Annotated in this window: 22 protein-coding genes and 1 tRNA gene; 12 read left to right on the top strand and 11 right to left on the bottom strand. The window is 69.0% G+C overall.

The window, feature by feature from the left end:
* Nucleotides 1-55: 55 nt before the first annotated feature.
* Nucleotides 56-367, bottom strand: a complete 312-nt coding sequence (locus ITJ61_RS20430) for a helix-turn-helix domain-containing protein (protein WP_104240399.1) — start codon at nt 365-367, stop codon at nt 56-58.
* 125 nt (nt 368-492) lie between these two features.
* Here ITJ61_RS20430 and ITJ61_RS18235 point away from each other — a divergent pair, with 125 nt between their 5' ends.
* From ITJ61_RS18235 to ITJ61_RS18225, 3 genes are read left to right on the top strand one after another with little or no spacing between them, the layout of a single operon-like run.
* A complete protein-coding gene (locus ITJ61_RS18235; protein ID WP_194687062.1) occupies nt 493-1,119 on the top strand; it encodes a hypothetical protein in 627 nt (208 codons plus the stop codon).
* A gap of 1 nt (nt 1,120) precedes the next feature.
* Nucleotides 1,121-2,632 (top strand): MinD/ParA family ATP-binding protein, encoded by a 1,512-nt coding sequence (locus tag ITJ61_RS18230; RefSeq protein WP_194687061.1) that lies wholly within the window; start codon nt 1,121-1,123, stop codon nt 2,630-2,632.
* Between the two features lie 9 nt (nt 2,633-2,641).
* Nucleotides 2,642-4,144, top strand: coding sequence for a sensor histidine kinase (locus ITJ61_RS18225; protein WP_104240402.1), 1,503 nt, complete (start codon nt 2,642-2,644; stop codon nt 4,142-4,144).
* A gap of 48 nt (nt 4,145-4,192) precedes the next feature.
* Here ITJ61_RS18225 and ITJ61_RS18220 read toward each other — a convergent pair whose 3' ends face one another.
* On the bottom strand, nt 4,193-4,441 hold the full coding sequence (locus ITJ61_RS18220; RefSeq protein WP_068476994.1) for a WhiB family transcriptional regulator: 249 nt from the start codon (nt 4,439-4,441) through the stop codon (nt 4,193-4,195).
* A gap of 179 nt (nt 4,442-4,620) precedes the next feature.
* Between ITJ61_RS18220 and ITJ61_RS18215 the strand changes: the two genes are divergently transcribed.
* Nucleotides 4,621-5,037 carry a hypothetical protein gene (locus ITJ61_RS18215; protein WP_194687060.1) on the top strand — a complete coding sequence of 139 codons (417 nt, stop codon included), beginning with the start codon at nt 4,621-4,623 and terminating at the stop codon, nt 5,035-5,037.
* Here the strand turns inward: ITJ61_RS18215 and bcp are convergent.
* Nucleotides 5,034-5,513 (bottom strand): thioredoxin-dependent thiol peroxidase, encoded by a 480-nt coding sequence (gene bcp, locus ITJ61_RS18210; protein ID WP_104240404.1) that lies wholly within the window; start codon nt 5,511-5,513, stop codon nt 5,034-5,036. The two genes, ITJ61_RS18215 and bcp, sit on opposite strands and share 4 nt — an antisense overlap.
* Before the next feature lie 89 nt (nt 5,514-5,602).
* Here bcp and ITJ61_RS18205 point away from each other — a divergent pair.
* Nucleotides 5,603-5,675, top strand: a tRNA-Lys gene (locus ITJ61_RS18205).
* Nucleotides 5,676-5,885: 210 nt separating this feature from the next.
* The gene (locus ITJ61_RS18200) at nt 5,886-7,193 is read left to right on the top strand and encodes a D-arabinono-1,4-lactone oxidase (RefSeq protein ID WP_181059734.1); all 1,308 of its coding nucleotides are present in this window, start codon (nt 5,886-5,888) and stop codon (nt 7,191-7,193) included.
* Between the two features lie 69 nt (nt 7,194-7,262).
* On the opposite strand, the gene ITJ61_RS18195 is transcribed toward ITJ61_RS18200, so the two are convergent.
* Complete coding sequence (locus ITJ61_RS18195; protein ID WP_194687059.1) at nt 7,263-8,525, bottom strand: MFS transporter; 1,263 nt, start codon at nt 8,523-8,525, stop codon at nt 7,263-7,265.
* Nucleotides 8,526-8,660: 135 nt separating this feature from the next.
* On the opposite strand from ITJ61_RS18195, the gene ITJ61_RS18190 reads away from it, so the two are divergent.
* Nucleotides 8,661-9,452, top strand: coding sequence for a DsbA family protein (locus tag ITJ61_RS18190; protein WP_104240407.1), 792 nt, complete (start codon nt 8,661-8,663; stop codon nt 9,450-9,452).
* Nucleotides 9,453-9,464: 12 nt separating this feature from the next.
* Nucleotides 9,465-10,112: a vitamin K epoxide reductase family protein gene (locus ITJ61_RS18185; protein WP_104306075.1), complete on the top strand. Its 648-nt coding sequence runs from the start codon at nt 9,465-9,467 to the stop codon at nt 10,110-10,112.
* A 101-nt stretch (nt 10,113-10,213) separates the two neighbouring features.
* Here the strand turns inward: ITJ61_RS18185 and ITJ61_RS18180 are convergent, their stop codons facing one another.
* Entirely contained in the window at nt 10,214-10,723 is a 510-nt protein-coding gene (locus ITJ61_RS18180) for a hypothetical protein (protein ID WP_104330602.1), read from the bottom strand.
* Between the two features lie 253 nt (nt 10,724-10,976).
* Nucleotides 10,977-11,168: a hypothetical protein gene (locus ITJ61_RS18175; RefSeq protein WP_104240410.1), complete on the bottom strand. Its 192-nt coding sequence runs from the start codon at nt 11,166-11,168 to the stop codon at nt 10,977-10,979.
* A 178-nt stretch (nt 11,169-11,346) separates the two neighbouring features.
* On the opposite strand from ITJ61_RS18175, the gene ITJ61_RS18170 reads away from it, so the two are divergent.
* The 3 genes from ITJ61_RS18170 to ITJ61_RS18160 are packed head-to-tail and all read left to right on the top strand — an operon-like array spanning nt 11,347 to nt 17,152.
* Complete coding sequence (locus ITJ61_RS18170; protein WP_104240411.1) at nt 11,347-11,943, top strand: TetR/AcrR family transcriptional regulator; 597 nt, start codon at nt 11,347-11,349, stop codon at nt 11,941-11,943.
* A 29-nt stretch (nt 11,944-11,972) separates the two neighbouring features.
* Nucleotides 11,973-14,933 (top strand): MMPL family transporter, encoded by a 2,961-nt coding sequence (locus ITJ61_RS18165; RefSeq protein WP_194687058.1) that lies wholly within the window; start codon nt 11,973-11,975, stop codon nt 14,931-14,933.
* Nucleotides 14,930-17,152, top strand: a complete 2,223-nt coding sequence (locus ITJ61_RS18160) for a YhgE/Pip domain-containing protein (protein ID WP_194687057.1) — start codon at nt 14,930-14,932, stop codon at nt 17,150-17,152. The genes ITJ61_RS18165 and ITJ61_RS18160 overlap by 4 nt, the downstream gene beginning before the upstream one ends.
* 132 nt (nt 17,153-17,284) lie before the next feature.
* Here ITJ61_RS18160 and ITJ61_RS18155 read toward each other — a convergent pair whose 3' ends face one another.
* From ITJ61_RS18155 to ITJ61_RS18145, 3 genes are read right to left on the bottom strand one after another with little or no spacing between them, the layout of a single operon-like run.
* The gene (locus ITJ61_RS18155; protein WP_104240414.1) at nt 17,285-18,100 is read right to left on the bottom strand and encodes a sugar phosphate isomerase/epimerase family protein; all 816 of its coding nucleotides are present in this window, start codon (nt 18,098-18,100) and stop codon (nt 17,285-17,287) included.
* Nucleotides 18,101-18,154: 54 nt separating this feature from the next.
* Nucleotides 18,155-18,877: a response regulator gene (locus ITJ61_RS18150; protein WP_104240415.1), complete on the bottom strand. Its 723-nt coding sequence runs from the start codon at nt 18,875-18,877 to the stop codon at nt 18,155-18,157.
* The gene (locus tag ITJ61_RS18145) at nt 18,867-20,564 is read right to left on the bottom strand and encodes an ATP-binding protein (RefSeq protein ID WP_194687056.1); all 1,698 of its coding nucleotides are present in this window, start codon (nt 20,562-20,564) and stop codon (nt 18,867-18,869) included. Before ITJ61_RS18145 ends, ITJ61_RS18150 begins: the two co-directional genes overlap by 11 nt.
* A 161-nt stretch (nt 20,565-20,725) precedes the next feature.
* Here ITJ61_RS18145 and ITJ61_RS18140 point away from each other — a divergent pair, with 161 nt between their 5' ends.
* Complete coding sequence (locus ITJ61_RS18140; protein WP_104240417.1) at nt 20,726-22,105, top strand: cation:dicarboxylate symporter family transporter; 1,380 nt, start codon at nt 20,726-20,728, stop codon at nt 22,103-22,105.
* Nucleotides 22,106-22,217: 112 nt separating this feature from the next.
* On the opposite strand, the gene ITJ61_RS18135 is transcribed toward ITJ61_RS18140, so the two are convergent.
* Both ITJ61_RS18135 and ITJ61_RS18130 read right to left on the bottom strand, forming a co-directional pair.
* Entirely contained in the window at nt 22,218-23,183 is a 966-nt protein-coding gene (locus ITJ61_RS18135) for a magnesium transporter CorA family protein (protein ID WP_194687055.1), read from the bottom strand.
* Between the two features lie 28 nt (nt 23,184-23,211).
* Complete coding sequence (locus ITJ61_RS18130; RefSeq protein WP_194687054.1) at nt 23,212-24,438, bottom strand: DUF418 domain-containing protein; 1,227 nt, start codon at nt 24,436-24,438, stop codon at nt 23,212-23,214.
* Between the last annotated feature and the right edge of the window lie 96 nt (nt 24,439-24,534).

Genomic DNA, 24,534 nt, shown 5'->3' with positions numbered 1-24,534 from the left:
CGCGCGGCACTCTCCCGCGTCGCTGGCTCGGTGTGAGCGCTTGAAGAGGTGCGAGCTAGAGGAGTGGTCGAAGTCGCGGGGGTGCCTCGTCTTGATGCTCGTCAGCGGTCAGGAAGTCGCCGGAGTCGGCGAACTCGGCCTGCCGGAGCGCGGCGACACGGCGCTGGTAGTCGTACTGGTCGTCGATGTACTGCTCGAGCATGCTCCGCTCGACCCGCCACTCGCCGACTCCGCCGATGCGGATCGCGGGCAGCTCCGCGCTCTGCACGAGTCCCATTGCGACATCCATCGTGACGTTGAGGATCTCGCAGACCTCGGCGAGGGTCAGGAAGCGGCCGATTGACTGGGGGTCAACGGATGCGTTCATGCCGTCGATTATCGCCCGACCTCGCTTGCTCGCCCCGCGTTGTGGATAACTTCTGCGCCGTTTCCCACCTTGCGCCACGATGTCCGAGTCGCCGCGCCTGGCGACCGACGGTGGGGGAGAGACGCATGACCGTGACCAAGGCTCGGAAACCGAGACGCTGGGTCGACCCGCGGGTCGTCATCGGCGTGCTTCTCGTCGCCGTCTCGGTGCTGGGGGTCGTGGGGGTGCTCGTCGTCGGCAACCGCACATCGGTCGCCTACGCGGCGGCATCGACGATCGCGCCAGGCGCGGTGCTGACGGTCGATGACCTCGTCCCGGTCGAGGTGGGTCTCGGAGCGAGCGCCGGGGCGTACCTCGATGTCGGGACCGCCCCGCAGGGCGAGTTCGTCGTGACGCAGGCAGTGCAGTCGGGCGAGCTCGTCCCGAGATCCCTGATCGGAACCGCAGACACCAGCCGCACCTCGATCGTCGTGGAGATCGCGGGCGGCCTCCCGACCGAGCTGGGTGCGGGCGGCGCGGTGGAACTCTGGTCGAGCCAGGAGAGCAGCCCAGGAACCTACGGTGCGCCAGTCCTGATCTCGGCAAGCGCCATCGTCGCGAAGATCCTCCCCCGGGAAGGAGCGCTCTCGCGCAGCCAGGCCGATCGCGTCGAACTGCTCCTCCCGAAGAGCGAGATACCGACGCTGCTCGCTGTCGTCAGCAACGACGCCCGCGTCGCGCTTGTGCCTGTGTACCTCGAGGCGGAGCACTGAGGTGGCGCGCATCCTCATGGCCATCGACTTCGAGATCGAGGCCCGCCTCCTTGAGGGCATCATCGCGGCCGGGCACGACATCGTCGACCGGGTCTCCGGAGGACTCGCCGCCGCAACAGCAATCGAGCGTCTCCGCCCCGAGATCGTCCTCCTGCAGGGCGCGCCGGAGACCCTGACGGCACGGAGCCTCGCCGCCTGCGTCCGGTTCGGGGCGCGCTTCATCGTCGTGGTGGCAAGCGACCTCGAGCGCCGCAACGCGGAGGCGCTCTCCGCGCGGGAGGTCGTGGAGGCGGCGGCGAGCTGGAGCGAGATCGAGATGCTGCTCGAGTCCGCGCCAGACGGCGTCGGCGATGTCTCGACGGGGCCGATCCCACAGCAGTCGCCCTCGTTCGCGAGGCCTCCTGCGGCTCTGCCTCGCCCGACGGACGCGCGGCATGCAGCCCGCGACACGGAGCGCGTTCCGGTGGCCGAGGGCAGCCGCTCAGCGGCCAGGCGTGCTGGGCGAGCCCGTGCACACGCGGCGACTCGGGCGACGAGAGAGCCGGGCGCCGCAGAGGCACCACGTCCAGCACGAAGAGGAGAGCGGGGAGGAAGGGGCGCCCTGCTCGCAGTCTGGGGCTCGCACGGGGCGCCGGGGGCGTCGACGGTCGCGGCCGCGGTCGCCGCCAGCGCGGCCGCGGCAGGCCGGAGGGTGCTCCTCATCGATGCCGACAGCTACGGGGGATCGCTCGCCGCCATGCTCGGCATCACCGACGAGGCCCCTGGCTTCGCAGCCGCGTGCCGTCTCGCGGGTGCGGCGCGGCTGACGCTCGCCGAGCTCGAGCGGATCGCGGCCCCCCCTGCAATCGGTCGAGACGAGCTGCTGGTGCTCACGGGCATCGCCAACCCTGCCAGGTGGCCGGAGCTCAGTCGGGAGCGTGTCCTCACCGTGCTCGAGAGATGCCGGGAGATCGCCGATCTCGTCGTCGTGGACGTGGGGTTCAGCCTCGAGAGGGACGACGAGATCGCGAGCGATGCGTTCTCCCCTCGTCGATCGGCGGCGACGCTCACCTCACTCGGCGCTGCGGACCGGATCCTGGCCGTCGCAGACGGGCAGGCGGTCGGCCTGCAGCGGTTCCTGCGAGCGAGGGTGAACCTCATCGAGATCACCGGCGAGACCCCTGTGGACGTGATCGTCAACCGAGTGCGGGGGGAGGCGGTCGGCCTTGGCGCAGCGGGACAGATCAAGCACGTGCTCTCGCGCTTCGCCGGTCTGCAGGCGAGCGCCCTCATCCCGCTCGACCAGTCGGCGTGCGACCGTGCGCTCCTCGCAGGCGAGCCCGTGACCTACGCGAGTCCCCGCTCCGGATTCGCACGCGCGATCTCCAGCTACGTCGCAGACTCATTGCTGGCGGAGGCGGAAGTCAACACCCCGGCTGTCGACGGCGTGCGCCTCGGCAAGCGGACAGCAGGAAGTGCCCCATTTCGTCGATTCTGGCGCGGTCGTGGCGAACTGCAAGGTCAGAACTCCTAAGCTGACCGAGTGTCCAGTCTCTCCTCGCAACTCCAGCGCCGCGGAACCCTCAGTGAAGCTGAGCAGTCGTGGATACTCCAGCTGAGCGCCGACTGGCAGCTCCTCACCGACCTCTCGTGCGCCGACGTGGTTCTCTGGGTCCACACCAAGGACGACGACTTCGTAGCGGTCGCGCAGGGCCGCCCATCGAGCGCCCCGACGCTGTTCTACCGAGACCTCATCGGGCAGCCCGTTCGCGAACAGTGGGCGGTCGCCGTCCGCCGTGCCTACGAAGAGGGCACCACCGTGCGATCGACAGAACCCGACTGGTTCGACGAGATCCCGACACAGCTTCTCGTGACGCCCGTCTTCTGCCGTCTCCCCGGCGAGGGTGTGAGCCAGCACCCCATCGCCGTCATCACACGGCACACCAATCTCGGCAGCACGCGTTCCATCACTCGTCAGGAAGAGACCTTCCGTGACTGCGCGGACGAGATCTTCGCCATGATCGAGGAAGGCGCCTTCCCAGACCCGGAAGCCCCGCAGATCTCCCGCCGGGGCGCGCCACGCGCCTCCGACGGCCTCATCCGGCTCGACCGGGATGGGGTCGTCACGTTCGCGAGCGCAAACGCGCTGAGCGCGATGAACAAGCTCGGCTTCGGCGGCGAGCTCGAAGGCGAGGTGCTCTCGGAAGTCGCTTCCGCCCTGGTCCACGACAAGAGCCGCGTCACGGTCGATGAGGCGCTTCCGCTTGTCGTCACCGGTCGAGCACCCTGGATGACCGACGTCGAGGCACGAGACATCACCGTCACCCTGCGTGCACTCCCGCTGCGAGCGCACGGAGAGCGCACGGGCGCGATCGTCCTCTGCCGTGACACGACCGACGTCAGGCACCAGCAGCAGGAGCTCATCACCAAGGACGCCACGATCCGCGAGATCCATCACCGGGTCAAGAACAACCTCCAGACCGTCGCGGCCCTCTTGCGCATCCAGGCCCGTCGCTCCCGCAGCGACGAAGCCAGGGAGTCCCTCACCCAGGCGATGCGGCGTGTGTCCTCCATCGCGGTCGTGCACGACACGCTCTCCGGCGGCTTCTCGCAGACCGTCGACTTCGACGAGGTCTTCCTCCGCGTGATGAAGCTCATCACCGAAGTGTCCTCGACCTCCAACACGGTCGTCAGGCCCGTCGTCAGCGGGCGCTTCGGCACGCTGCCGAGCGAGTACGCGACCCCCCTCGCCCTGGCGCTCACCGAGCTCGTCACGAACTCCGTCGAGCACGGCCTCGCCGGCCAGGAAGGCGAGGTGACGGTCACCGCTGAGCAGACGCCGGGAGGCCTCTCCGTCACGGTCGCCGACACCGGCTCCGGATTCGTCGCCGGACGAATCGGGGCGGGTCTCGGAACGCAGATCGTGCGCACGCTCGTCGAGGGCGAACTCGGTGGCTCGATCGAATGGCATTCGGAGCCAGGTGAGGGCACGCAGGTGAAGCTGCGCATCCCGAGCCGCTGGAAACGCGAAACGGGCGGCGCGTGAGCGCCGCCCGTCGGGCGATCCGCGGCCAGGCCGCGGAATGTTCGGTTGCTAGGAAGCTCGTCGAGCCCTCGCTGCGCGTCGCTTGAGTGCGCGCCGCTCGTCCTCCGAGAGGCCTCCCCAGACGCCGGAATCCTGACCGGTGTCGAGTGCGTACTGGAGGCATACCTCGGTGACCTTGCACGAAGCGCAGACGGCCTTCGCAGCATCGATCTGGTCTACAGCTGGGCCGGTGTTCCCGACGGGGAAGAAAAGCTCGGGATCTGCGTCCAAGCAGGCGGCAGTGTCGCGCCAATCCATCAGTGGTGCTCCTTATCGAGTGCGCCTCGCGCACAAAAACGCTCCGCTGGGAGCGAAGTTCTGGAACCCGGGATGCGGTGACTGGCCTATAGACTTGGCCTCGATTTTGCATTCCTCCGGGTATCTCTACCTAGAGAAAGATTTTGCCACAGCGTGATTTTCCAGGCAAGGGGTAATTCGTGAGCACCGGCACGACCAAGCGCCCGAAGACCGTCCTGCTGCTCGCCGGAGTCCTCGGGCTCGAGGCCGCGATCCTCGCCGCCGCGACGGTGTTCCTCGTCATCGAGACGGCTGCGCAGGAGGCGGAGTTCCTCGCCTCATCCCTTGCGCTCGCTGGCCTGTCGCTGCTCGGGGCCGTTCTGCTGGCGCTCGTCGCCGTCTCGACGCTCCGCCTGCGCTCCTGGGTCCGTGGTGCCGCCATCACCTGGCAGATCATGCAGCTGGCAGTCGCCTGGGTGTTCCTCCAGGGCGATATCGCGGTCTGGGTCGGCTGGGCGCTGACCGCGGTCAGCCTCGTCGGCGTCGTCGCGGCCGTGCATCCGGCGACCGGCCGTGCACTGCACCGCGACGACGACGAGCTGGCCGAGTCCCGCTAGACCTCGAGCAGCTTGAGGATGCGGGCGACGTGGCCCGCAGCTCGAACGTTGTAGAGCGCGTGCACGATGCGCCCCTCTTCGTCGATCACGAAGGTGGAGCGGATGGAGCCGACCGCGACGCGGCCGTACTTGTTGCGCTCGCCGTACGCGCCGTAGGCGGTCTGCACCGCGTGATCGGCGTCGCTCAGGAGCGTGAAGTCGAGGTGCTCCGCTTCGCGGAACTCGGCCAGCTTCTCCGGGTCGTCCGAGGAGATGCCGAGGATCGTGTAGCCGGCTGCGCGCAGGGGAGCGTCGCTCTCGCGGAAGTCGCAGGCCTCAGCCGTGCATCCGGGCGTGAAGGCCTCGGGGTACGTGTAGAGGATGACCCGCTTGCCGCGGAAGTCGGCGAGGGAGACGGCGCTGCCGTCCTGGTCGGTCAGGGTGAAGTCCGGGGCGCTGGTGCCCGGCTCGAGGCGGGCCGGAGTTGTTGTCGTCATGCCCTCAATCGTGGCATGTTGCGGCCGATTGGACTTCGAGTTCAAAACAGTGCTATGCTCTCTCGGTCGCCACGGAAACGGAACGACATGCACCTCTAGCTCAATTGGCAGAGCAATTGACTCTTAATCAATGGGTTCTCGGTTCAAGTCCGAGGGGGTGTACGAGATAGGCCCGGTAGCTCTCGCCAGCTACCGGGCCTTCTTGCATCTGTGCGCAGTCCCCGGCGTCGGTACGCAGGCTCTTGCATCTCCCCGCAGGGTGCCTCGCCGGCCCGCCCATCGCCGGTCTGCCGTTCTTGGAGGCTGGGTGCTGGCAGAATGGGCATGCACTGGCTTGGCGCGGAACGCGCCGACGACGAGGAGGCGGATTCCGTGACGAATGCACCCGGTGAACTGTGGGCGAACTGGCCGCGAACCGCACGGGCGAACCCCTCGAGCATCGTTGCTCCACGGGTCGCTGAAGACGTGCAGCAGATCGTCGCGGACGCCTACGCGAGTGGCAGGCACGTTCGTCCGGTCGGCGCGAGCCACACCTCGAACGCCCTGGCTGCAGCACCTGATGTCCTGCTCGACGCGCGCGGGCTGCGCGGCCTGAACTGGATCGACCTCGACAGCCGCGAGGCCGCGTTCGGCGCGGGCACCACGATCGCCGAGGCCGGGGCCCTCCTCGAGTCCTACGGCTGGCAGCTCGAGAACATCCCGAACAACCCGGCCGTGACGCTCGGCGGTGCCGTCGCCACGGGGAGCCATGGCACGGGCGCGCGCTTCGCGAGCCTCTCGTCCCAGCTGGTCTCGGCCACGCTCGTGTCGGGCACGGGCGAGCTGGTCACGGTCAGCGCCCACCAGGATCTCGAGCTCTGGCCATCCGTCAAGCTCAGCCTCGGCGCGCTGGGCGTCTTCACGGAGCTCGTGTTCCGCATCGTGCCCGGCTACCGCATCCGCACCTCCGCCGAGGAGATGCGCATGAGCGCGCTCGTCGACGAGTTCGAGGTCCTCGCCTCCGGGGCCGACCACTTCTCCGCGAGCTGGCGGCCGCACACCGACGAGGTGTTCGTGACGCAGGGGTTCCGCGAGTCCGGCGAGATCGCCGACGAGCCGACGCCGTCACGGCGTTCGGCGTCGTTCGGTGCGCTTGGCGAGGTGCTCGCGATCGGGCTCTCGAAGTCGCTGCCGCTGCTGACTCCCGCCGTGAACAGGCTCGCGAACCGCGTGCATCCGGTGGGCGAATCGACGCTCGGGCCCATGCGGGCGCTCGCGGAGCCCGCCCCGGTGCGGTTCGCGTCGCTCGAGTACTCGTTCCCCATCGCCGAGACGCCAGAGGTGCTTCGCGCCCTCGACGAGACGATCGAGCGCGCTCACCTGAACCTGCCGTACGCCGTGCGCATCTCGACGACTGCCGCCGACGACGCGTGCCTGTCGAACGCCTACCGCAGGGCCGTCGGCAACATCGCCGTCCGGGTCCCGTCGACGCTCGACGCTCGGCCCATCTTCAGCGCCGCAGAAGACCTGTTCCTCCGCCTCGGTGGTCTGCCCCACTGGGGGAGCTTCCACACGGTGCGGGCCGAGGAGTTCAAGCACGTCATCACGCGCTTCGGCGACTTCCACACGGCCCGGGAACGACTCGACCCCGCAGGCGTGTTCGACAACGCCCACCTCACGCGGGTCCTCGGGGCGCACTAGCGGCCCGCGCGGCCCTGTGGGGAGTCCTCAGGGCGCGCTCAAGGCGCACTCAGGACGCGCTCAAGGCGCTCAGAGCGGTTGGTCGGCTCGCGGGTCGTCCGGTTGGCGCCATGGCCTGTCGCGCCATCTGAACGCTCCGGCCCGATGCAGGATCCAGGCGGCGAGCAGGGCTCCGACGGCTCCGGATGCGCCGCCCACGAGCAGGGCGGCTCGCGGCCCGAACAGCTCGACGATCCACCCCACGACGGGCGCGCCGATCGGGGTTCCGCCGAGGAAGATCGCCATGTACAGCGAGAGCACCCGTCCGCGCATGGACGGCTCGACGCTGCCCTGCACGAGCGCGTTCGCGGTCGTGATGGCGCTCAGCGAGGTGAAGCCGATCGGGATGAGCGCCAGCGCGAAGAGCCAGAAGGTCGGCGCGAGGGCCGCCGCGAGGCAGCTGAGTGCGAAGAACGCGCTCGAGGAGAGCAGTACGCGGAACCTGGCGCGTTCCCGCTTCGCGGCGAGCAGTGCGCCGCCGAGCGAGCCGATGGCCAGGATCGAGGAGAGCAGCCCGAAGCTGTCGGCGCCGCCCTGGAACTCCATGGTCGTCATCGTCGCGGTGTAGATCGGGAAGTTGAGTCCGAAGGTGCCGAGGAGGAACACCAGCACGAGCACGGCGACGATATCGGGGCGGTTCGCGACGTAGCGGATGCCCTCCCGGATCTGGCCGCGACCTCGCTTCGACGGGGGAGACGGCAGCAGCTCCGAGGTGCGCATGGCCAGGAGCGCGGCGATGGTCGCGACGTACGTCAGTGCGTTGACGAGGATCACGGGGCCGGCGCCGATGAACACGGTGAGCACCCCGGCGACCGCCGGGCCGATCATCCTGGCGCCGTTGAACGAGGCTGAGTTGAGCGCCACGGCGTTCGACAGCAGCTTGAGCCCGACGACCTCGGAGACGAAGGCCTGGCGTGCTGGGGCGTCGAGGGACGCGGCGCAGCCGAGCAGCAGGGCGAAGACGTACACGTGCCAGAGCTCGGCGACGCCCGCCGTGACGATGGCGCCGAGCGCGAGTGCGAGCACTGCCATGACCGACTGCGTCCAGATGAGGACCTTCCGCTTCGACACGCGGTCGGCGATCACCCCCGCGTAGGGGGCGAGCAGCAGCTGGGGGCCGAACTGCAGGGCCATGACGACGCCCAGCGCCGTCGCATCGTTGTCGGTGAGCTCGGTCAGCACGATCCACGCCTGGGCGGTGCGCTGCATCCACGTTCCGACGTTGGATGTCAGCGATCCGGCGAACCAGATGCGGTAGTTCCGTTCACGGAGCGAGCGGAACATCGAACTCACGGCAGCTGCTCCCTGGGGGTGGTCTTGGTCTCGGGGGTGCACAATGTAATGGTTGTGGCCGCAAGTATTTATGTGAAGGTCACAAAATGATCTCACGTACAATGACGCCGGTCGTCGAACCCGAGGAGAGCCGCAATGGCAGACAAGAACCGCGAACACATCCAGAAGCTTCGCGAGGAGGCCAACGCCATCCGCAAGCAGGAAGAAGCGCGCGCCAAGCGCACGCGCGTCCTGACGCAGGTCGGCATCATCGTCGGCGCCGTGGTCGTGCTTGGCGCGATCGTGCTGCTCGCCGTGTTCGGCTCGACCTGGTTCGGCAAGAAGATCGAGATCTCGGCTGAAGGAAACGTCGCCGTCGCGCGCCTCGACGGCTCGACCGTCGAGCAGCCCATCCAGGTCGTCGACAACTCGGCGATCGTCGTCGGCGCAGCGGATGCTCCGGTCAAGATCGACTACTACTACGACTACTCGTGCCCCCACTGCGTGGACTACCACGAGCAGACCGGGGCCGTGTACAACGACCTCGTCGCAGCCGGTGAGATGCAGGTCACCTACCACGCGATCAACATCGTCGCGCCGTACGGTGCCGAGGCCGCAGCCGCCATCGCCTCGACTGTGGCATACGAGCCCTCCGCCTTCTTCGCGGTGCACGACGGACTCTTCGGCATCCCCGCACAGACGCAGACCAGCTGGGGCCCCGCGGACTACTCCTCGGCGCTCAGCCAGCTGGGCGTCACGAACCCGGAAGCGCTCGCCGCTGCGACGAACGGCGAGTTCTCGGGCTGGGCTGCCTCGAACACGACCGCCTCGCGCGAGGCTGGCGTCTCCGGCACCCCGAGCATCTTCGTGGACGGCGAGCTGCAGCAGACTCCTCCGGACGTCGAGGCGCTCATGGCGCTTGCCGGCACCGCGAACACCGGCGAGTAGCGGGCACGCGAGATGGCGAGCTCTTCCGAACCGGCAGAGACCATCGAGGACGAGCAGGGCAGCGCAGTCAAGCTGCCCTGGCTCGTCCGAACGCCCAAGAACGTGGCGTGGGCGCTCGTCGTCTTCGGCGGCGTGGGGCTGCTTGCGAGCTTCTTCCTGACCGTCGAGTACATCCACAAGCTGCAGGAGCCCACGCAAGCGCTCATCTGCGACCTGAACGTTTTCGTCACGTGCGGGCCCGCCATGCAGTCGTCCGCCGGCGCGATCCTCGGTTTCCCGAACATCATCATCGGGCTCGTCACCTTCGCGGTGACGGTCGCGATCGGCGCGGGGATCCTCGCCGGTGCGAGCTACCGCCGCTGGTTCTGGGTCGCGTTCCAGGTCGGGCTCTTGGGTGCCGCAGCGCTCGTCAGCTACCTGCAGTGGTACAGCGCCTTCGAGCTCGCCCGCCTGTGCCTGTGGTGCATGATCATCTGGGCCGCGACGATCCCCCTCGTCTCGACCGGCACGATCTTCAACATGGCGCACGGGCACCTCGGTGCCGGCGCCAAGCGCGTGGGGGAGAAGCTCGCCCCGTTCCTGCTGACGATCATCATCGTCTGGTACCTCGTGGTCGCCGCCGTGATCTTCACGGGGCTCCTGCCCTACCTCGCCTTCTAGGCGCGCAGCGCGCACGCAAGAACCCCGGTCCGAACTTCGGACCGGGGTTCTTCGTTGTGCAGCTCAGCTGGAGAGTCGGTGACGACTCAGCCGATGAAGACTCAGGCGATCTTCCGCTCTGCGGACATTGCTGCCCGAGCGGCGATGTCGGCGGGGCGAGGAGTGACCGTCTCGACGAGGTCCTCGAGCGACTCCTCTGGCTTCAGAAACGTCTCGATGGCGCGCTGACGTTCCTGCTCGCTCACGGGCGTCAGTCGGGCCGGAGCCGCGTCGCCGGCTTCGAGTGCGGCAACCGTTCCGAGCGTGTTCTGGATGCGCCGAACGAGGTCGGCGACCATGATCTCGGAGAACATGGCGTCGTCGCCTGGCTCGCGGTCTGGGCGCCACTCGAGCCGGTAGCGGCCCTCTGCCCCGAACATGTCGTCGAGGAGGAGCGTGAGCTCTTCGCGTGCCTCGTCGCTCATGATGGCGCTCGGCTCGAGCAGGCGCGGCGGCTCCAGCTCGCTGCCGGGACGCTCGAGCCCCGAGAAGTTCGGGTGGCCTCCGAGCGGCATGGCCGGGCGGGCTGACGGTGCCGAGACTGCAGGGATCGGCGCAGGAATCGCGCTCATCGGCTGCTGGGGGAAAACGGGGGGAGTGGGGGCTCCCTGCTGGGGGGTGGGCTGTGTCGAGTCTGTCGTCGACGTGGCGTCACCCTCGGGGTGTCGCCGCTTGCGGAACCAACCGAACACGGAGTCCCCTTTCTGCACCGGGAATATGGGCTCTTCTTCCGGGTACAGGTCATCTGCGCCCGAAATGAGACGGCACTAGTCTCGCGGCGTTCGTGCGGCGAGTCGAGAGACACGCCGCACGCTGCCGGGATTGTTAGTCGAGCTCGAGCTTTCGCTGGTTGGCGTCGTCCATGACGGCGCTGATGGCGAGGGCCGTCGAGATGCCCCAGGCGAGCCAGACGAGCACCGCGCGCCAGCGCTTGGTCTCCATCGAGGTCTGTCGGAAGACGCCGACGATACCGAAGATCGAGGACAGGATCGCTCCGTTGGTGAGGAATTTGCGCATGGCTTCCGCTCCCTGCTTGTGCCGGGGGTCGCGTCGTTGTGATCGCGCCGACGTTCTGGTGGACGTGGTCAGGTTAGCGGTGCCGTCTGTCTGCATCTTGGAGAGTGCCGTGAAGCGCCACCCCACGTTTCCTGACCGATCGGTTGAAGTCTGACCGTTCGGTCAATAGACTCCACGGGTGACCGAGATCCCCCCAGCCGAGAAGGCCCAGGCCGAAGCGCCCCACGCAGGGCAGCGCAAGCACCCGACCGACCTCCTCAAGCAAGCCGCACTCGTCGAGTTCGCCGCGCACGGCTACGAAGGGGCCTCACTGCAGGAGATCGCGAGCAAGGCCGGGTACACGAAGGCCAACCTCCTCTACCACTTCGGTTCGAAGCAGGGGCTCTTCGAGCAGGCAGTGCTCGAGGCCCTCGGCGCGTTCGAGGAGCTCGTCGACTCGCTGCAGCACCTCGACATCGGCACGGAGGAGGAGCGCCTCGTCGGCCCCTTCGTCGACTTCCTGCTGCAGCACCGCCTCGCCGTGCACATGTTCGTGAACCACCGCAGCACCGGGGCCGGCGAGTTCATCGCCACCCGAGTCGACCCCATCATCGAGCGGCTCGTCGTCGCCCTCTCGGACGACGACCCGGACCGCGCCCTGCGCATCGCCATCGGCCTCGCGGGAGTCGCCTACTGCCTCGCCAACGAGAACATCCCAGGCGAGGCCAACAAGCCGGAGCCGACACGCGACGAGCTCGTCGCCGCCCTCACCTTCATCTCGGCCACGCGCCGGTAGTCGACCGACGACAGTCAGGCAAAGAACCCATGGCCCTCCTCCTCTTCCGAATCGCCCGCGGCTCCTACCGCCACCCGTGGCGCGTCCTGTCCGCCTGGATCCTGCTGCTCGCCGTGCTGCTCGGCGTCGGCGTCGCTGCCGGAGGGGCGCTGAAGGAGTCGTTCGCGATCCCAGGCACCCAGTCGCAGGCGGCGCTCGACCGGCTCGGCGAGGTGTTCCCCGAGGCCGCAGGCGCGAGCGCGAGCATCGTCGTCGTCACGCCGACGGGTGACTCCGTCGAGGATGAGCCGTACCGCGGCGCCATCGACGATGCGGCGGACCGGCTCGGCGAGCTCGACGGAGTCAGCCAGGCGCTGTCGCCCTTCTCCGAGTTCGCGACCGACGCGATCTCCGACGATGCCGAAGCCGGCATCATCCGCGTGCAGTTCGACGGCACCAGCGAGGACATCAGCGAGGCGACGATCGACGAGGTCACCGAGATCGGCACCTCGCTCGAGGGGTCCGGCCTGCAGGTCGGCTTCGACGGTCAGATCTTCCAGAACCTCGAGTACGGCCTCACCCCGACCGAGGTCATCGGCGTGGTGTTCGCGGCCATCGTGCTGTTCGTCGCCTTCGGGTCGGTGCTCGCCGCAGGTCTCCCGCTCGCCTCCGCGATCGTCGGGGTCGGTGTGACGATGGGCGGGATCCTCTTCGCCGCGAAGTTCGTGGTCGTCTCCAGCGCCACCCCGCTGCTCGCGGTCATGATCGGCCTCGCCGTCGGCATCGACTACGCGCTCTTCGTCGTCTCCCGCCACCGCACGCAGCTCGCCACCGGCATGGACCCGGAGGAGTCCACGGCCACGGCCGTCGGCACCGCGGGCAACGCCGTCGTCTTCGCCGGCGTGACCGTCATGATCGCCCTGCTCGGCCTGGTGATCGTCGGCATCCCGTTCCTGAGCGTCATGGGCGTCGCCGCCGCCGCCGCGGTGTTCGCGGCGATGGCCGCCGTCATCACCCTCGTGCCAGCCCTCCTCGGCTTCGCCGGTGAGCGGATGCGGCCCAAGGCCGGGTCGCGCGCCTTCCGCCGCGAGACCGGCGCGAACGCGAAGCCCACCATGGGCAGAAGGTGGGTGCGACTCGTCATGCGGGCGCCGCTCGCCTTCGCGCTCGCGGTCGTCGCCATCCTCGGCACGCTCGCCATCCCCGCCCTCGACCTCAAGCTCGCACTGCCCTCCGGCGCCTCCGAGCCGGAGGACAGCGTCGCGCACATCGGCTACGACCTCGTCTCCGAGCACTTCGGGCCGGGGGCCAACGGGCCGCTCATCGTGATGGTCGACATCACGCAGGGCGACAACGACACACTGCTCGACGACCTGCAGCTCATCGCCGACCGCGTCGCGCAGGTCGACGGCATCGACACCGTCGGCGACCCGCTGCCGAACCTGACCGTCGACTCCGCGATCATCCAGGTCGTCCCCTCGACCGGACCGGACGACGACGAGACGCTGAGGGTCGTCGGCGAGATCCGCGACCTCGGCGACGAGCTCGAAGCCGAGACGGGCATGAAGACCTCGGTGACCGGTGCGACCGCCATCGCGCTCGACATCTCCGATCGCCTCAACCAGGCGCTCCTGCCGTTCGCGGCTGTCGTCGTCGGGCTCAGCTTCTTCCTGCTCATGATGGTGTTCCGGTCGATCCTCGTTCCCCTCAAGGCGGCGCTGAGCTTCCTGCTGAGCGTCTTCGCCGCCTTCGGAGTGGTCGTCGCGATCTTCCAGTGGGGGTGGTTCGCCGACGCCCTGCACGTCGTGCCCGGCCCCATCATCAGCTTCATGCCCATCCTGCTCATGGCCATCATCTTCGGGCTGGCCATGGACTACGAGGTCTTCCTCGTCTCCGGGATGCGCGAGGCCTACGTTCGCGGCGGGAACGCCAAGGAGGCGGTCGAGACCGGCTTCGCGAACGGCGCGCGCGTCGTCACGGCTGCCGCACTCATCATGTTCTTCGTGTTCGCCGCCTTCGTGCCAGAGGGAGCCGGCGTCATCAAAGCCATCGCCCTCGGCCTCGCGGCCGGGATCTTCTTCGACGCGTTCCTCGTGCGCATGACACTCGTTCCCGCCATCATGGCGATGCTCGGCAAGCGGGCGTGGGCCCTGCCCGCCTGGCTCGAGCGCATCCTCCCCGACCTCGACGTGGAGGGCGAGCACCTTCGCCACTACCGGCAGAACGCGGAATGGATGCGGGACCAGCCAGACGGCATCGCCATGGACGCGCTCATCGCCGGTTCCGACTCGGCGGCGACACGCCCCGTCACGGGCGGCATCGAGCGCGGCGGCGTGCTGCTCGTCGAAGGACAGCTCGCCGAACGGCGGCTGCTCGCCGCGACGCTCGCCGGACGCATCGCCCCCGTGAGCGGGCACGCCCACGCCCACGGGCACCTCACTCCCGGAGACGAGAGCGCGCTCATGCAGCGCGTCGCCGTCGTCGACGCGTCGACGCTCGACGCCAGATCCGCGGAGCTCACCGTCGGGGCGCTCCTCGAGGAGCGCCTCCGCCTCGGGCGCGGCGCCGCCGGGGGAGCCGTGCCGTCGGGACTCATCGACCAGGGAGTGGCCGAGATCTCGGCCGCCACAGCCCGCCTGCGCGACGGCTCGCCGCGCGTCAGCGCCGAGACGAGCCTCGGCGAGCTGCGGCCAGCATCCAGAGGAGTCGCGCTCGCCCGCATCGCGCTCGCCGAAGGGCCGGAAGTGCTTGTCCTCGACCTCGGGCCGGGAGCCGAACCGGACGTCACGACGCGCCTGGCGGCCGCCGTGCTCGCCGCCGCCAGCTCGCTCGCCGCACCGGAGATGACGATCGTGCTCGGGCTCCCCAGCGGACTCGACGCCGCCGCCATCCTCGGAGAGGTCCGCCGCCCCGCCGGGCGCATCCGCCTCGATGCGCAGCCGAGCGCACCCACCGGCACCCCAGCATCCACCCAAGCAGCAACCAGCACGCACAAGGGAGCACTCGCATGAGCGCCGCCGTCCTCCACGCCGTCACGGCCGACCGCGGGGCCCTGCGCCAGAGGCGCCTGCGCAACCTGCTCGTCGCCATCCTCGTGCCGCTCGTCGTCGCGGGTGCCTACTTCGCCGGCCTCGCCGGCGCGGAGGCACGCACCTCGGCGATCCCCGCGATGATCGTCAACAACGACCAGCTGCAGACCCAGACGGCGCCAGACGGCACGGAGACGACCGTCATCGCCGGACGCCTCGTCGTCAGCGCCCTCACCGATCCCGACACCGCGACGGGCTTCGACTGGCAGCTCGCCAACGCGGACACGGCCAAGGCAGCGCTGGAAGACGGTTCCGCGTATGTCGTCGTCACCATCCCGGAGGACTTCTCCGCGCGCATCACGGGCATCGCCGATGATGGCGCGCAGCCGGCCACGATCGACGTGACCACCGACGAGTCGCACGACTACCTCTCCCCGGCAATCGCCAACGGACTCGCAGACGCCCTCACCGCCCAGTTCGGCACGCAGGTGACCGAGATGGTCGCCGTGCAGCTCTTCGATGGCATCGGTCAGACGGCGACCTCGCTGCGCGACGCGGCAGACGGCGCCTCGCAGCTCGCCGACGGCGGCACGCAGCTCGGCTCCGGGCTCTCCCAGTTCGCCGACGGGCAGGACGAGCTCGCGACCGGGCTCGTGCAGAGCGCCGACGGCGCAGGCGAGCTCTCCACCGGTGTGACCACCTACGTGTCCGGAGTCGGCGAGCTCTCGAGCGGCATCAGCCAGTACACGACGGGCGTCGACCAGCTCTCGGCGGGCGTCACGCAGTACACGAGCGGCGCCGACCAGCTCGCGGCCGGCATCGGCGAGCTCGCCGTGCAGGCGCCAGGGCTCCGCGAAGGCGGCCAGCAGCTGCAGGACGCCGGCACGCAGCTCAAGGGATATTCGAGCGCCGTCACACAAGGCACTGCGACCTACCAGGAGCAGATCAGGCCAGCGCTCGTCTCCCTGAACGACTCCACAGACGGTCTCGTCGCCTGGTGCGCCGCGCTCGCCGACCCGACCCTCAAGACGGAGTGCGAGACGCAGCTGAAGGGCCTCGTCGGCACGACCGGTGGCGTCGACGGCCTCGTCGAGACCCTCGACAGCGCGACGGGCGAGCTCACCGCCGTGACCGAGGGCGCATCCGAGCTGCCCACCCTCGGCGCCGGCCTCGTCCAGCTCGCCGACGGCATCGACCAGCTCAACACCGGGGCCACGCAGCTCTCCGCCAGCTCAAGCAGCCTCACCACGGGAGCCTCCGACCTCGCGACGGCAGGCGACGAACTCGAGAGCGGCGCGTCCCAGCTCGTGACCGGCGGCACTCAGCTCGAGACGGGTGCCAGCGCACTTGCGACCGGCCTCGGGCAGCTCCGCGACGGGCAGCAGCTGCTCGTCGACGGCGTCGCGCCCATCCAGGACGGCGTCGGAGAGCTCACCTCGGGAGCAAGCCAGCTCTCGACGGGCCTGAGCGACGGCGCCACGCAGGCCGAGAACGCCGTCGGCGACCCCGACGCGCTCGCCGAAGTGGTTGCCAACCCCGTGCAGGCGAACCAGAGCATGCAGCACGAAGTGAGCTTCGGCGAGATCCTCACCACCCTCATCCTGCCGCTCGCCCTCTGGCTCACGGCCCTCGCGACCACGCTCATGCGGCGCCTCGTGCCGACCGAGGCCTATGCCTCCATGGCCTCGAACGGGCGCATCCTGCTCGACGCGACCACGCGCATGCTCCTGCCGCTCGGCGCGGTGCTCTTCGCCGTCATGGTCATCGCCCACGGCTTCGTGGGGGTTCCCGTCACGGCCGCGTTCGCGACGCTCGGACTGGGATCGCTCTGCGCGCTCGCCCTCATCGGGGTGCACCTGCTCTTCACGACGCTCTGGGGCAGGCGTGCCGCCGCAGTGGCATCCATGGGCCTGCTGAGCATCCAGGTGCTCGCCATGCGCGGTCTCGTGCCCCTCGAGCTGAAGTCGCCCTTCGTCGAGATGCTGTCGGGGCTGCTCCCCGGCACGCACCTCGCCGCTGGGCTGCAGCTCGCCTACTCGGGCGGCACCGCATCCGGAGTCGTCATGGCCGCTGTCGGCATGCTCGTCATCGCCGCCGTCGCCTTCGGGGCCGCCAGCCTGGTCATCGGCCGCAGGCGGCGCTCGAAGCCGTCGCTCGTGGCTGGACTCACGGCGGGCCGACGCGAGCCGGTCACCGTGTAGCGCCGGCTCGGCCGGCCCGGCCTCGCCTCACCACTGCAGGTTTCTGGATGGCTTTCTCGCCTCGGGATGGCCTGCAAGCCATCCGAAGTCGTGCAAGCCATCCCGAGAACCGAGTGCGGGAGGCGACCGGGCCTAGACGGTGTCGGAGACGGGGCGGCCGAGCTGCAGGTGCTCGTGCGCGAACGCGACCGTCTCGCGCAGCATGCGCAGGCGGTCCGGCTCGTTCTTCGCCTTGCGCGTGTTCACCTCGGCGACCACGTGGCCAGACCAGCCGATCGACGCGAGGTACTGGAGGGTCTCGGCCACGGGCTGCCCGCCCTCGCCGGGCGCGAGGTGCTCGTCGAAGAGCTTGTCGTTCGCCTCGGGCGCCTGTCCGTCGCAGAGGTGGATGTGCCGCAGCCGGTCGCCGGCCGCCTTCGCCATCTGCAGGGAGTCGCGGCCGGAGAGCGCGGCGTGCGAGAAGTCGAGCGTGATGGCGTCGCAGTCCATGTCGACTGGGTCGATGCCCGGCTTGTAGGCCTGCAGCGCCCGGCCGGACACCTTCCACGGGAACATGTTCTCGACGGCGATCTCGGTGCCGGTGTCCTCGTTGATCTCGCGGACGATGCCGAGGAAGTTCTCCGCGTATCCCGACTGCCACCGGAACGGCGGGTGCACGACAACCGTTGAGGCGCCGATGTCGCGGGCGAGCTCGGCGGAGCGCTGGAGCTTCGTGCGCTGGTCGCGGCCCCACACGAACTGCGTGAAGAGCAGCACGGGTGCGTGCACGGCCAGCACGGGGAGCTGGTATTTGTCGATGAGACGCTTCAGCGCGTCCACGCTTCGTGAGGTCTGGTCCGTCGAGATCATGATCTCCATACCGTCGAAGCCCGCGTCGCGAGCTATCTGGAACGAGGTCTCGACAGACTTCGGGAAAGTGCAGGAGGTGCTCATGCCGACGGTGATCATTTTCCGGAGATTACTCCTCCCGGCTGTCCGAAAGGTGACGGAGCCTGGCTCGGCTCAGGAGAGCCGGTACTCGAGTTCCGGTCGACCGGGCGTGCCGTACCTCGGGGTGCGCTCGGCGGCTGCCGTGTCGACGAGGTGCTCCAGGTAGCGGCGGGCAGTGACTCGGGAGAGGGCGAGCTGCTCGGAGAGCTCCTTGGCGGAGATGCCACTGCCGGCGTCGAGGCCGCGGAGGGCGGCGATGACGCCCGTGAGGGTCTCGCTGGTCAGTCCTTTGGGAAGGCTCGACTGCGGTGCGGCGTGCCGGAGGGCCGCGAGGGTCTGGTCGACCTCGTCCTGGCTCGAGACGACGTGGTCGAAGAGGCCTGCACGGTATTCGCGGAGCGCCTCGAGCTTCTCCGCGAAGGTCTGGAAGGTGAAGGGCTTCAGCAGGTAGTGGGCGATGCCGAGCGACACCGCCTGCTTGACGGTCGCGGCCTCGCGGACGGCGGTGACCGCGATGATGTCGACGTCGTGCCCCTCGGCCCGAAGCTTGCGGGCCACGTCGATGCCGGTCGCATCCGGCATGTTGATGTCGAGGAGGACGACGTCGATGCGAGCAGCATGACCGTTGCCCGACGCCCGGACGGCGAGGATCGCGGCGGACGCCGTGCCGACGACGCCGACCGTCGTGAAGCCGGCGAGCCGGTCGACATAGGAGGCGTGCGCTCGTGCGGTCATGGGCTCGTCGTCGACGACGAGCACATGCAGGTCTCGCGGCGAGCGTTCGTCAGCGGTCATCCGACGCTCCTGCACTGCGCGAGGTGGCGCCTCGGGTGCCCGCGGGCACGTGGATTCGCGGCACGCCGTGCCCGGTCTCGGTCACCGTGCCCTCTGCTCGGGCCTCCGGCTGCTCGCGCAGCGGCAGGCAGACCGTGAACGCGGACCCCTCGACGTCGATGCTTCCCCCGGACCTGCGCACGGCCTGGCGGACGAGCGCGAGCCCGACGCCTCGGCCCTTGCCGGGTTTGCCGGAGACGCCGAATTCGAAGATGCGGCTGAGGAAGTCCGGGTCAGGTCCCTCTCCGCTGTCGCTCACCTCGATGAGCACCTCCCCGTCGAGTTCCTCGACGAGCACCCGCACGGCGGGGGAGGGCGTCGTCCGGGCCGCCTCGAGCGCGTTGTCGACGAGGTTGCCGACGATCGTGATGAGGTCGCGAGCCGAGGCGCTCGCGGGGACCCGCTCCGGCAGGTGCAGCTCGAAGCGCACGTCCATCTCGTCGGCCTGCGCCGACTTGCCGAGGAGCAGGGCGACGAGCACCGGGTCCTCGACGGCGCGCACGAGGCGGTCGGCCAGCTCCTGGCTGACTCCGAGGGTCGAGCTGGCGAGGCGCATCGCCTCCTCCGGCTGCCCGAGCTCGATGAGGGCGATGATGGTGTGGAGTCGATTCGCGAACTCGTGCGCCTGCGAGCGGAGCGCCGCGGCGAGGGTCTGGGAGGTCTCGAGCTCGCCGCTCAGCTCCTCGATGCGGGAATGGTCGCGCAGCGTGACGACGGTGCCCGCGAACCGGGGAGCGTCGTGGCCGGGGCCGCGCGTCACGACCGCCTCGCCGTTCACGACGAGCACGTGGCGCTCCGTCACCACGATCTCGTCGACGACGGCCTCGCCGCGCAGCATCACCTCGCGGAGGATCTCGGGTGCCTCCAGGTCGCGCACCGGGACCGGCGCGGCGTGCTCGTCGAAGGGCGGCAGGCCGAGGTACTCGGCGGCCTTCACGTTCGTGAGCGCGATCCTGCCCTTCGTATCGATGAGAACCAGGCCCTCGTCGATGGAGCGCAGTACCCCCTCGTAGTAGGCGAACATCCGCGCGAGGTCCTCCGGGCCGCGATTGTCGGTCACGCGGCGAAGGTAGCGGCTGAGCGCCCAGGCGCCAGCGCCGCCAATGAGCAGCGCGCCGAGCGCGGACCAGAGGATGAGCGCGATACGGGACCCGGTCGCGACGTGCGCGTTCGACACGGTGACGCCCGCAGAGACGAGGGCGACGACCTCGCCGTCGTCCCAGATGGGGGCGACGGCGCGCACCGAGGGGCCGAGGGTGCCCGTGTAGGTCTCCGTGAAGGTGGAGCCGGCGAGTGCAGCGTCGATGTTGCCCTGGAACGGGCGGCCGATCTCCTCGGGGTTGCGGTGCGTGATGCGCACCCCGTCCGTGTCCATGATCGTGATGAAGTCGACGCCGGTGGAGTCGGAGATGGAGATCGCGTAGGGCTGCAGGGTGCTGCTCGGGGCGGCGGTCTCGAGCTGCTCCACGACGAACGGGTCGTGGGCGATGGTCTCGGCGACGGCGAGGCTGCGCAGCGCGGCGTCGTCTTCGGCTTCGCGTCTGGCATCCGCCCACACGATCGCCACGCCGATGCCGGTGAGCACGAGGATGGCGACGAACTGCAGCACGAAGAGGCGCGTCGCGACGCTCCAGCTTGCGAATCGCATGGCGCTCCTCCTCACGGTCGTCGCTTCTCCCGGCGCTGCACTGCACCGCCGGCGGTGAGAACAGTATGAACGCAAGTCGCGGCGGTCATGTGGGGGAGCGGATGCTCGATCCATCGTTCCCGACGCAGCTCGCGTCGGATCTCAAAGGAGAGAAGACAGCAATGGCGCTCACATCTCAGGACCAGAAGGCTCCGCGCAAGCGCGGCATCGACAAGACGCACTGGCTCTACATCGCCGTCATCATCGCGGTGCTCGCGGGCATCACGGTCGGTCTCGTCCTCCCGGAGTTCGGGAAGGCGCTCAAGCCCGTCGGGGAGGCGTTCGTCGCCCTCATCAAGATGATGATCGCCCCGATCATCTTCTGCACGATCGTGCTCGGCGTCGGCTCCATCGCGAAGGCCGCGACGGTCGGCAAGGTGGGTGGGCTCGCGCTCCTCTACTTCATCACGATGTCGACCTTCGCCCTCGGCATCGGCATGGTCGTCGGCAACTTCATCCACCCGGGTGAGGGCCTCAACATCGCCAGCGCGTCGTACGAGGCGGATGCGGCGAAGAGCGAGGGAACGGCCGACTTCCTCCTCGGCATCATCCCGACGTCGCTGTTCTCATCGCTGACCGACGGCAGCATCCTGCAGGTGCTGTTCGTGGCACTGCTGCTCGGCTTCGGCCTGCAGAAGATGGGCACGAAGGCGGCGCCCATCATCGACGCGATCGCGCAGATCCAGGCGCTCGTCTTCCGCGTGCTCGGCATGATCATGTGGGTTGCCCCGGTCGGCGCGTTCGGCGCCATCGCCGCGGTCGTGGGGGCGACGGGCATCGACGCGGTCATCGCGCTCGGCACGCTCATGATCGCCTTCTACATCACGTGCGCGCTGTTCATCGTCGTGGTGCTCGGTTCGCTGCTGTGGCTCGTGGCCCGCGTCAACATCTTCAAGCTCATGAAGTTCCTCGGCCGTGAGTACCTCCTCATCGTGTCGACGTCGTCGAGCGAGGTCGCGCTGCCCCGCCTCATCGCGAAGATGGAGCACGTCGGCGTCTCGAAGTCGGTCGCCGGCATCACGATCCCGACCGGTTACTCCTTCAACCTGGACGGCACGGCCATCTACCTGACGATGGCGTCGCTGTTCATCGCCAGCGCGATGGGCACGCCGCTCTCGATCGGCGAGCAGGTGTCGCTGCTGGTCTTCATGATGATCGCCTCGAAGGGCGCTGCCGGTGTGACCGGTGCTGGCCTCGCGACGCTCGCAGGCGGCTTGCAGGCTCACCGCCCCGACCTCGTGGATGGCGTCGGCGTGATCGTCGGCATCGACCGCTTCATGTCGGAGGCCCGTGCCCTCACGAACTTCACGGGCAACGCCGTCGCGACGGTGCTCGTCGGAACGTGGACGAAGGAGATCGACAAGCAGCGCGTCGACCTCGTGCTCAGCGGAGGCGCCCCCTTCGACGAGGCGACCATGAACGAGGACGTGCATGGCTCGACCGACCACTCCCGTGACGCGAAGAGCGCACAGGTCATCGACCAGGAGCGTGCGACCGCGTAGGCCGCTCGGCGCGGTCGGCTGGGGCGGCCCGCGCACGCAGACCTGTGGGGTGTGCATCCGTTTCGCAAGAACCGGATGCACACCCCACAGGTCTGTCTGCTCGCAGTCGCGCCTACAGCCAGTCGCGCCTCTTGAACACGATGTAGAGCACGACGGAGGAGCCGATGACGAGGGTGACGGACGCGATGAGGCCCTCGACCTGGTCGTGGCCGGGGAAGTCGACGTTCATGCCGAAGAAGCCCGTGATGGCTGTCGGGACGGCGATGATCGCCGCCCAGCCCGTGACCTTCTTCATGATCTCGTTCATCTTGTTGCCCTGCAGGGCGATGCTGGTCTCGATGGCCGTCGAGATGTGGTCGGCGAGTGTCTCCGACCAGTCGGCGGCAAGGCCAGCATGGTCTCCGACGTCGGCGAAGTAGGGGTGCAGCTCCGGCGCCACCTTCTCCTCTCCCTGGTGGATGAGGAGGGTGATGACCTCCTTGAGGGGGAGCGTCGCGTGGCGCAGCTTGGAGACGCTGCGGCGCAGGGTGAATGCGCGCCGCTGCACCTCGCTGGTGTCGGGCCGTTCGCTGAAGAGGCCGTCGCTGAGCGCCTCGATGACCTCGTCGAGCCGCTCGACCGAGTCGGTGTGGCTGTCGACGACGATGTCGAGCAGCGCCCACACGAGCCACGGGACCCCGTAGGTGGAGAGCTCCTCGTTGTCGTCGAGCCGCTTCGCGACCGCGTCGATGGGGAAGCGATCCTCGTGCACGGTGATGAGGATGCCGGGCAGGATGAAGGCCGTCAGCCGCGAGATCTCGACGGTGCCCTCCTCGTCGCACTCCGACGCCGAGAGCGTCAGCAGGAGGTGCGAGTCGAATCTGGCGAGCCGAGGCCGCTCGAGGTGGGACCGTGCGTCCTCGACCGCGAGCTGGTGCAGGTCGAGGAGCGTCGCCAGCTCGTCGAGGGCACCCTCCTCGTCGAGCGTCAGGTCGACCCAGGCGGTGCAGTTCGCGGATGCTCGGTGCTCGGCGAGGGCCGTCAGCGAATGCTCACCTTCGACTCGCTTTCCTTCGCGGTAGAGCCTCTTCGTCTGCATGCGGCTCATCGTACGACCGCGGCTGGCGTCAGCTGTGCGGGGACGGTGTGGCGCTCGCGGGAGGCTTGCCGTAGCTGAGTCTGCGGATGGCCCACTCGGCCGGTCCCGGCTTGCCAGCCCGCTCGAGCAGGACGGCGCCGAGGAGCGTCGCGAGCCAGGCGCCGGCCCCGATGAGGAACGCGCCACCGGTGCCGACCGTGCCGCCCAGACCGAGCGACCAGGCGGGCATGAGGAGCAGGAAGATGACGGACTGTGCCAGGTAGCCGGACATGGAGCGGCGCCCGAGGGCGGTCAGTGCCCCGACGATGGGGCCGGGCGCGGTCCCGGCCCGCTGGCTGCGGGCGACGATGAGGGCGAAGAGCGCCGCGTAGCCAGCCCCGGCCAGGATGCCGGTGGCGGAGTGCAGCGATCCGGCCAGGAACCACACCGGGCCAGGCTCGAAGCCGAACGCGAGCCCCAGGGCGAACGGGATCCCGCCGATGACGGCCGCCGCGATGCCGGCCGTCGCGATGAGGCGCACGGTGCGAGCGTGCTCCCACGGGCGTTCGAGGAGCTTGTGCCTCGCCATGATGAGGCCGAGCATCATGGGTGGGAGGACTCCGAGCACCGTGAGCGGCGCGAACGCCAGGAACGGCAGGAACTCGCCCACCCGCGCGGCCTGCGCATCCAGGAACGTCTCGCTCAGGACCGACGGCATCTGGACGACAGCCCCCGTCTCCATCTCGCTGAGCCCGGACGCCGCAGCCCCGTCGCCGCTGCCGAACGCGATGGCGAGCGGGGCGGTGATGCCGAAGACGAGCCAGAGTACCCAGCTCGGTGAGCGCATCAGCAGGATGAGGACGAAGCCTGCGAGGGCGTACGTGTGCATGATGTCGCCCATGAAGAGGAGGAGCCCGTGGAGTGCACCGAACACGAACAGCCACGTGTTGCGCTTCGCGAGGAGCCCGCGCACCACCGGCCACGGCGTGCCCCTGCGCTCCTCGCGGGTGACGAGCTGATGTAAGCCGTACGCGAACAGCAGCGAGAAGAGAGGGAAGCTGCGGTTGTCGATGAAGAGCGCACCGAGGACATCGGCGATGCGGTCGCCGACGACGGGGTCCAGCGGGCGGAACAGGATGCCCTGTTCCCTGCCGTACAGGTACACGGTGAGGTTCGCGATCGCGATGAAGAGGAGGGCGAAACCTCGAGCCGCATCCGGCGCGAGAGCACGCGCCTGAGTCGCCGTGGGCTGGAGTCCTGGCGGTGAGAGCTGCATGCACACACGCTACCGAGAACGGCATTCGGCACACACGCAGTCAACTGCCAGGTAAAATAAATCTGTCCACACCGCTGCATGAGCTCCAGGAGGCCG

It is taken from the genome of Pseudoclavibacter sp. VKM Ac-2888 (assembly GCF_015351285.1).
Lineage (GTDB): Bacteria > Actinomycetota > Actinomycetes > Actinomycetales > Microbacteriaceae > Pseudoclavibacter.
Note: the sequence above shows the minus strand (reverse complement) of the source record. Positions and strands in the feature narration are given on the sequence as shown.

Coding starts and splice junctions, on each gene's coding strand:
- ITJ61_RS20430 (WP_104240399.1), bottom strand. CDS start 367: ATGAACGCATCCGTTGACCCCCAGTCAATCGGCCGCTTCCTGACCCTC.
- ITJ61_RS18235 (WP_194687062.1), top strand. CDS start 493: ATGACCGTGACCAAGGCTCGGAAACCGAGACGCTGGGTCGACCCGCGG.
- ITJ61_RS18220 (WP_068476994.1), bottom strand. CDS start 4,441: ATGGATTGGCGCGACACTGCCGCCTGCTTGGACGCAGATCCCGAGCTT.
- bcp (WP_104240404.1), bottom strand. CDS start 5,513: ATGACGACAACAACTCCGGCCCGCCTCGAGCCGGGCACCAGCGCCCCG.
- ITJ61_RS18190 (WP_104240407.1), top strand. CDS start 8,661: ATGGCAGACAAGAACCGCGAACACATCCAGAAGCTTCGCGAGGAGGCC.
- ITJ61_RS18185 (WP_104306075.1), top strand. CDS start 9,465: ATGGCGAGCTCTTCCGAACCGGCAGAGACCATCGAGGACGAGCAGGGC.
- ITJ61_RS18180 (WP_104330602.1), bottom strand. CDS start 10,723: ATGAGCGCGATTCCTGCGCCGATCCCTGCAGTCTCGGCACCGTCAGCC.
- ITJ61_RS18175 (WP_104240410.1), bottom strand. CDS start 11,168: ATGCGCAAATTCCTCACCAACGGAGCGATCCTGTCCTCGATCTTCGGT.
- ITJ61_RS18165 (WP_194687058.1), top strand. CDS start 11,973: ATGGCCCTCCTCCTCTTCCGAATCGCCCGCGGCTCCTACCGCCACCCG.
- ITJ61_RS18160 (WP_194687057.1), top strand. CDS start 14,930: ATGAGCGCCGCCGTCCTCCACGCCGTCACGGCCGACCGCGGGGCCCTG.
- ITJ61_RS18155 (WP_104240414.1), bottom strand. CDS start 18,100: ATGATCACCGTCGGCATGAGCACCTCCTGCACTTTCCCGAAGTCTGTC.
- ITJ61_RS18150 (WP_104240415.1), bottom strand. CDS start 18,877: ATGACCGCTGACGAACGCTCGCCGCGAGACCTGCATGTGCTCGTCGTC.
- ITJ61_RS18145 (WP_194687056.1), bottom strand. CDS start 20,564: ATGCGATTCGCAAGCTGGAGCGTCGCGACGCGCCTCTTCGTGCTGCAG.
- ITJ61_RS18140 (WP_104240417.1), top strand. CDS start 20,726: ATGGCGCTCACATCTCAGGACCAGAAGGCTCCGCGCAAGCGCGGCATC.
- ITJ61_RS18135 (WP_194687055.1), bottom strand. CDS start 23,183: ATGCAGACGAAGAGGCTCTACCGCGAAGGAAAGCGAGTCGAAGGTGAG.
- ITJ61_RS18130 (WP_194687054.1), bottom strand. CDS start 24,438: ATGCAGCTCTCACCGCCAGGACTCCAGCCCACGGCGACTCAGGCGCGT.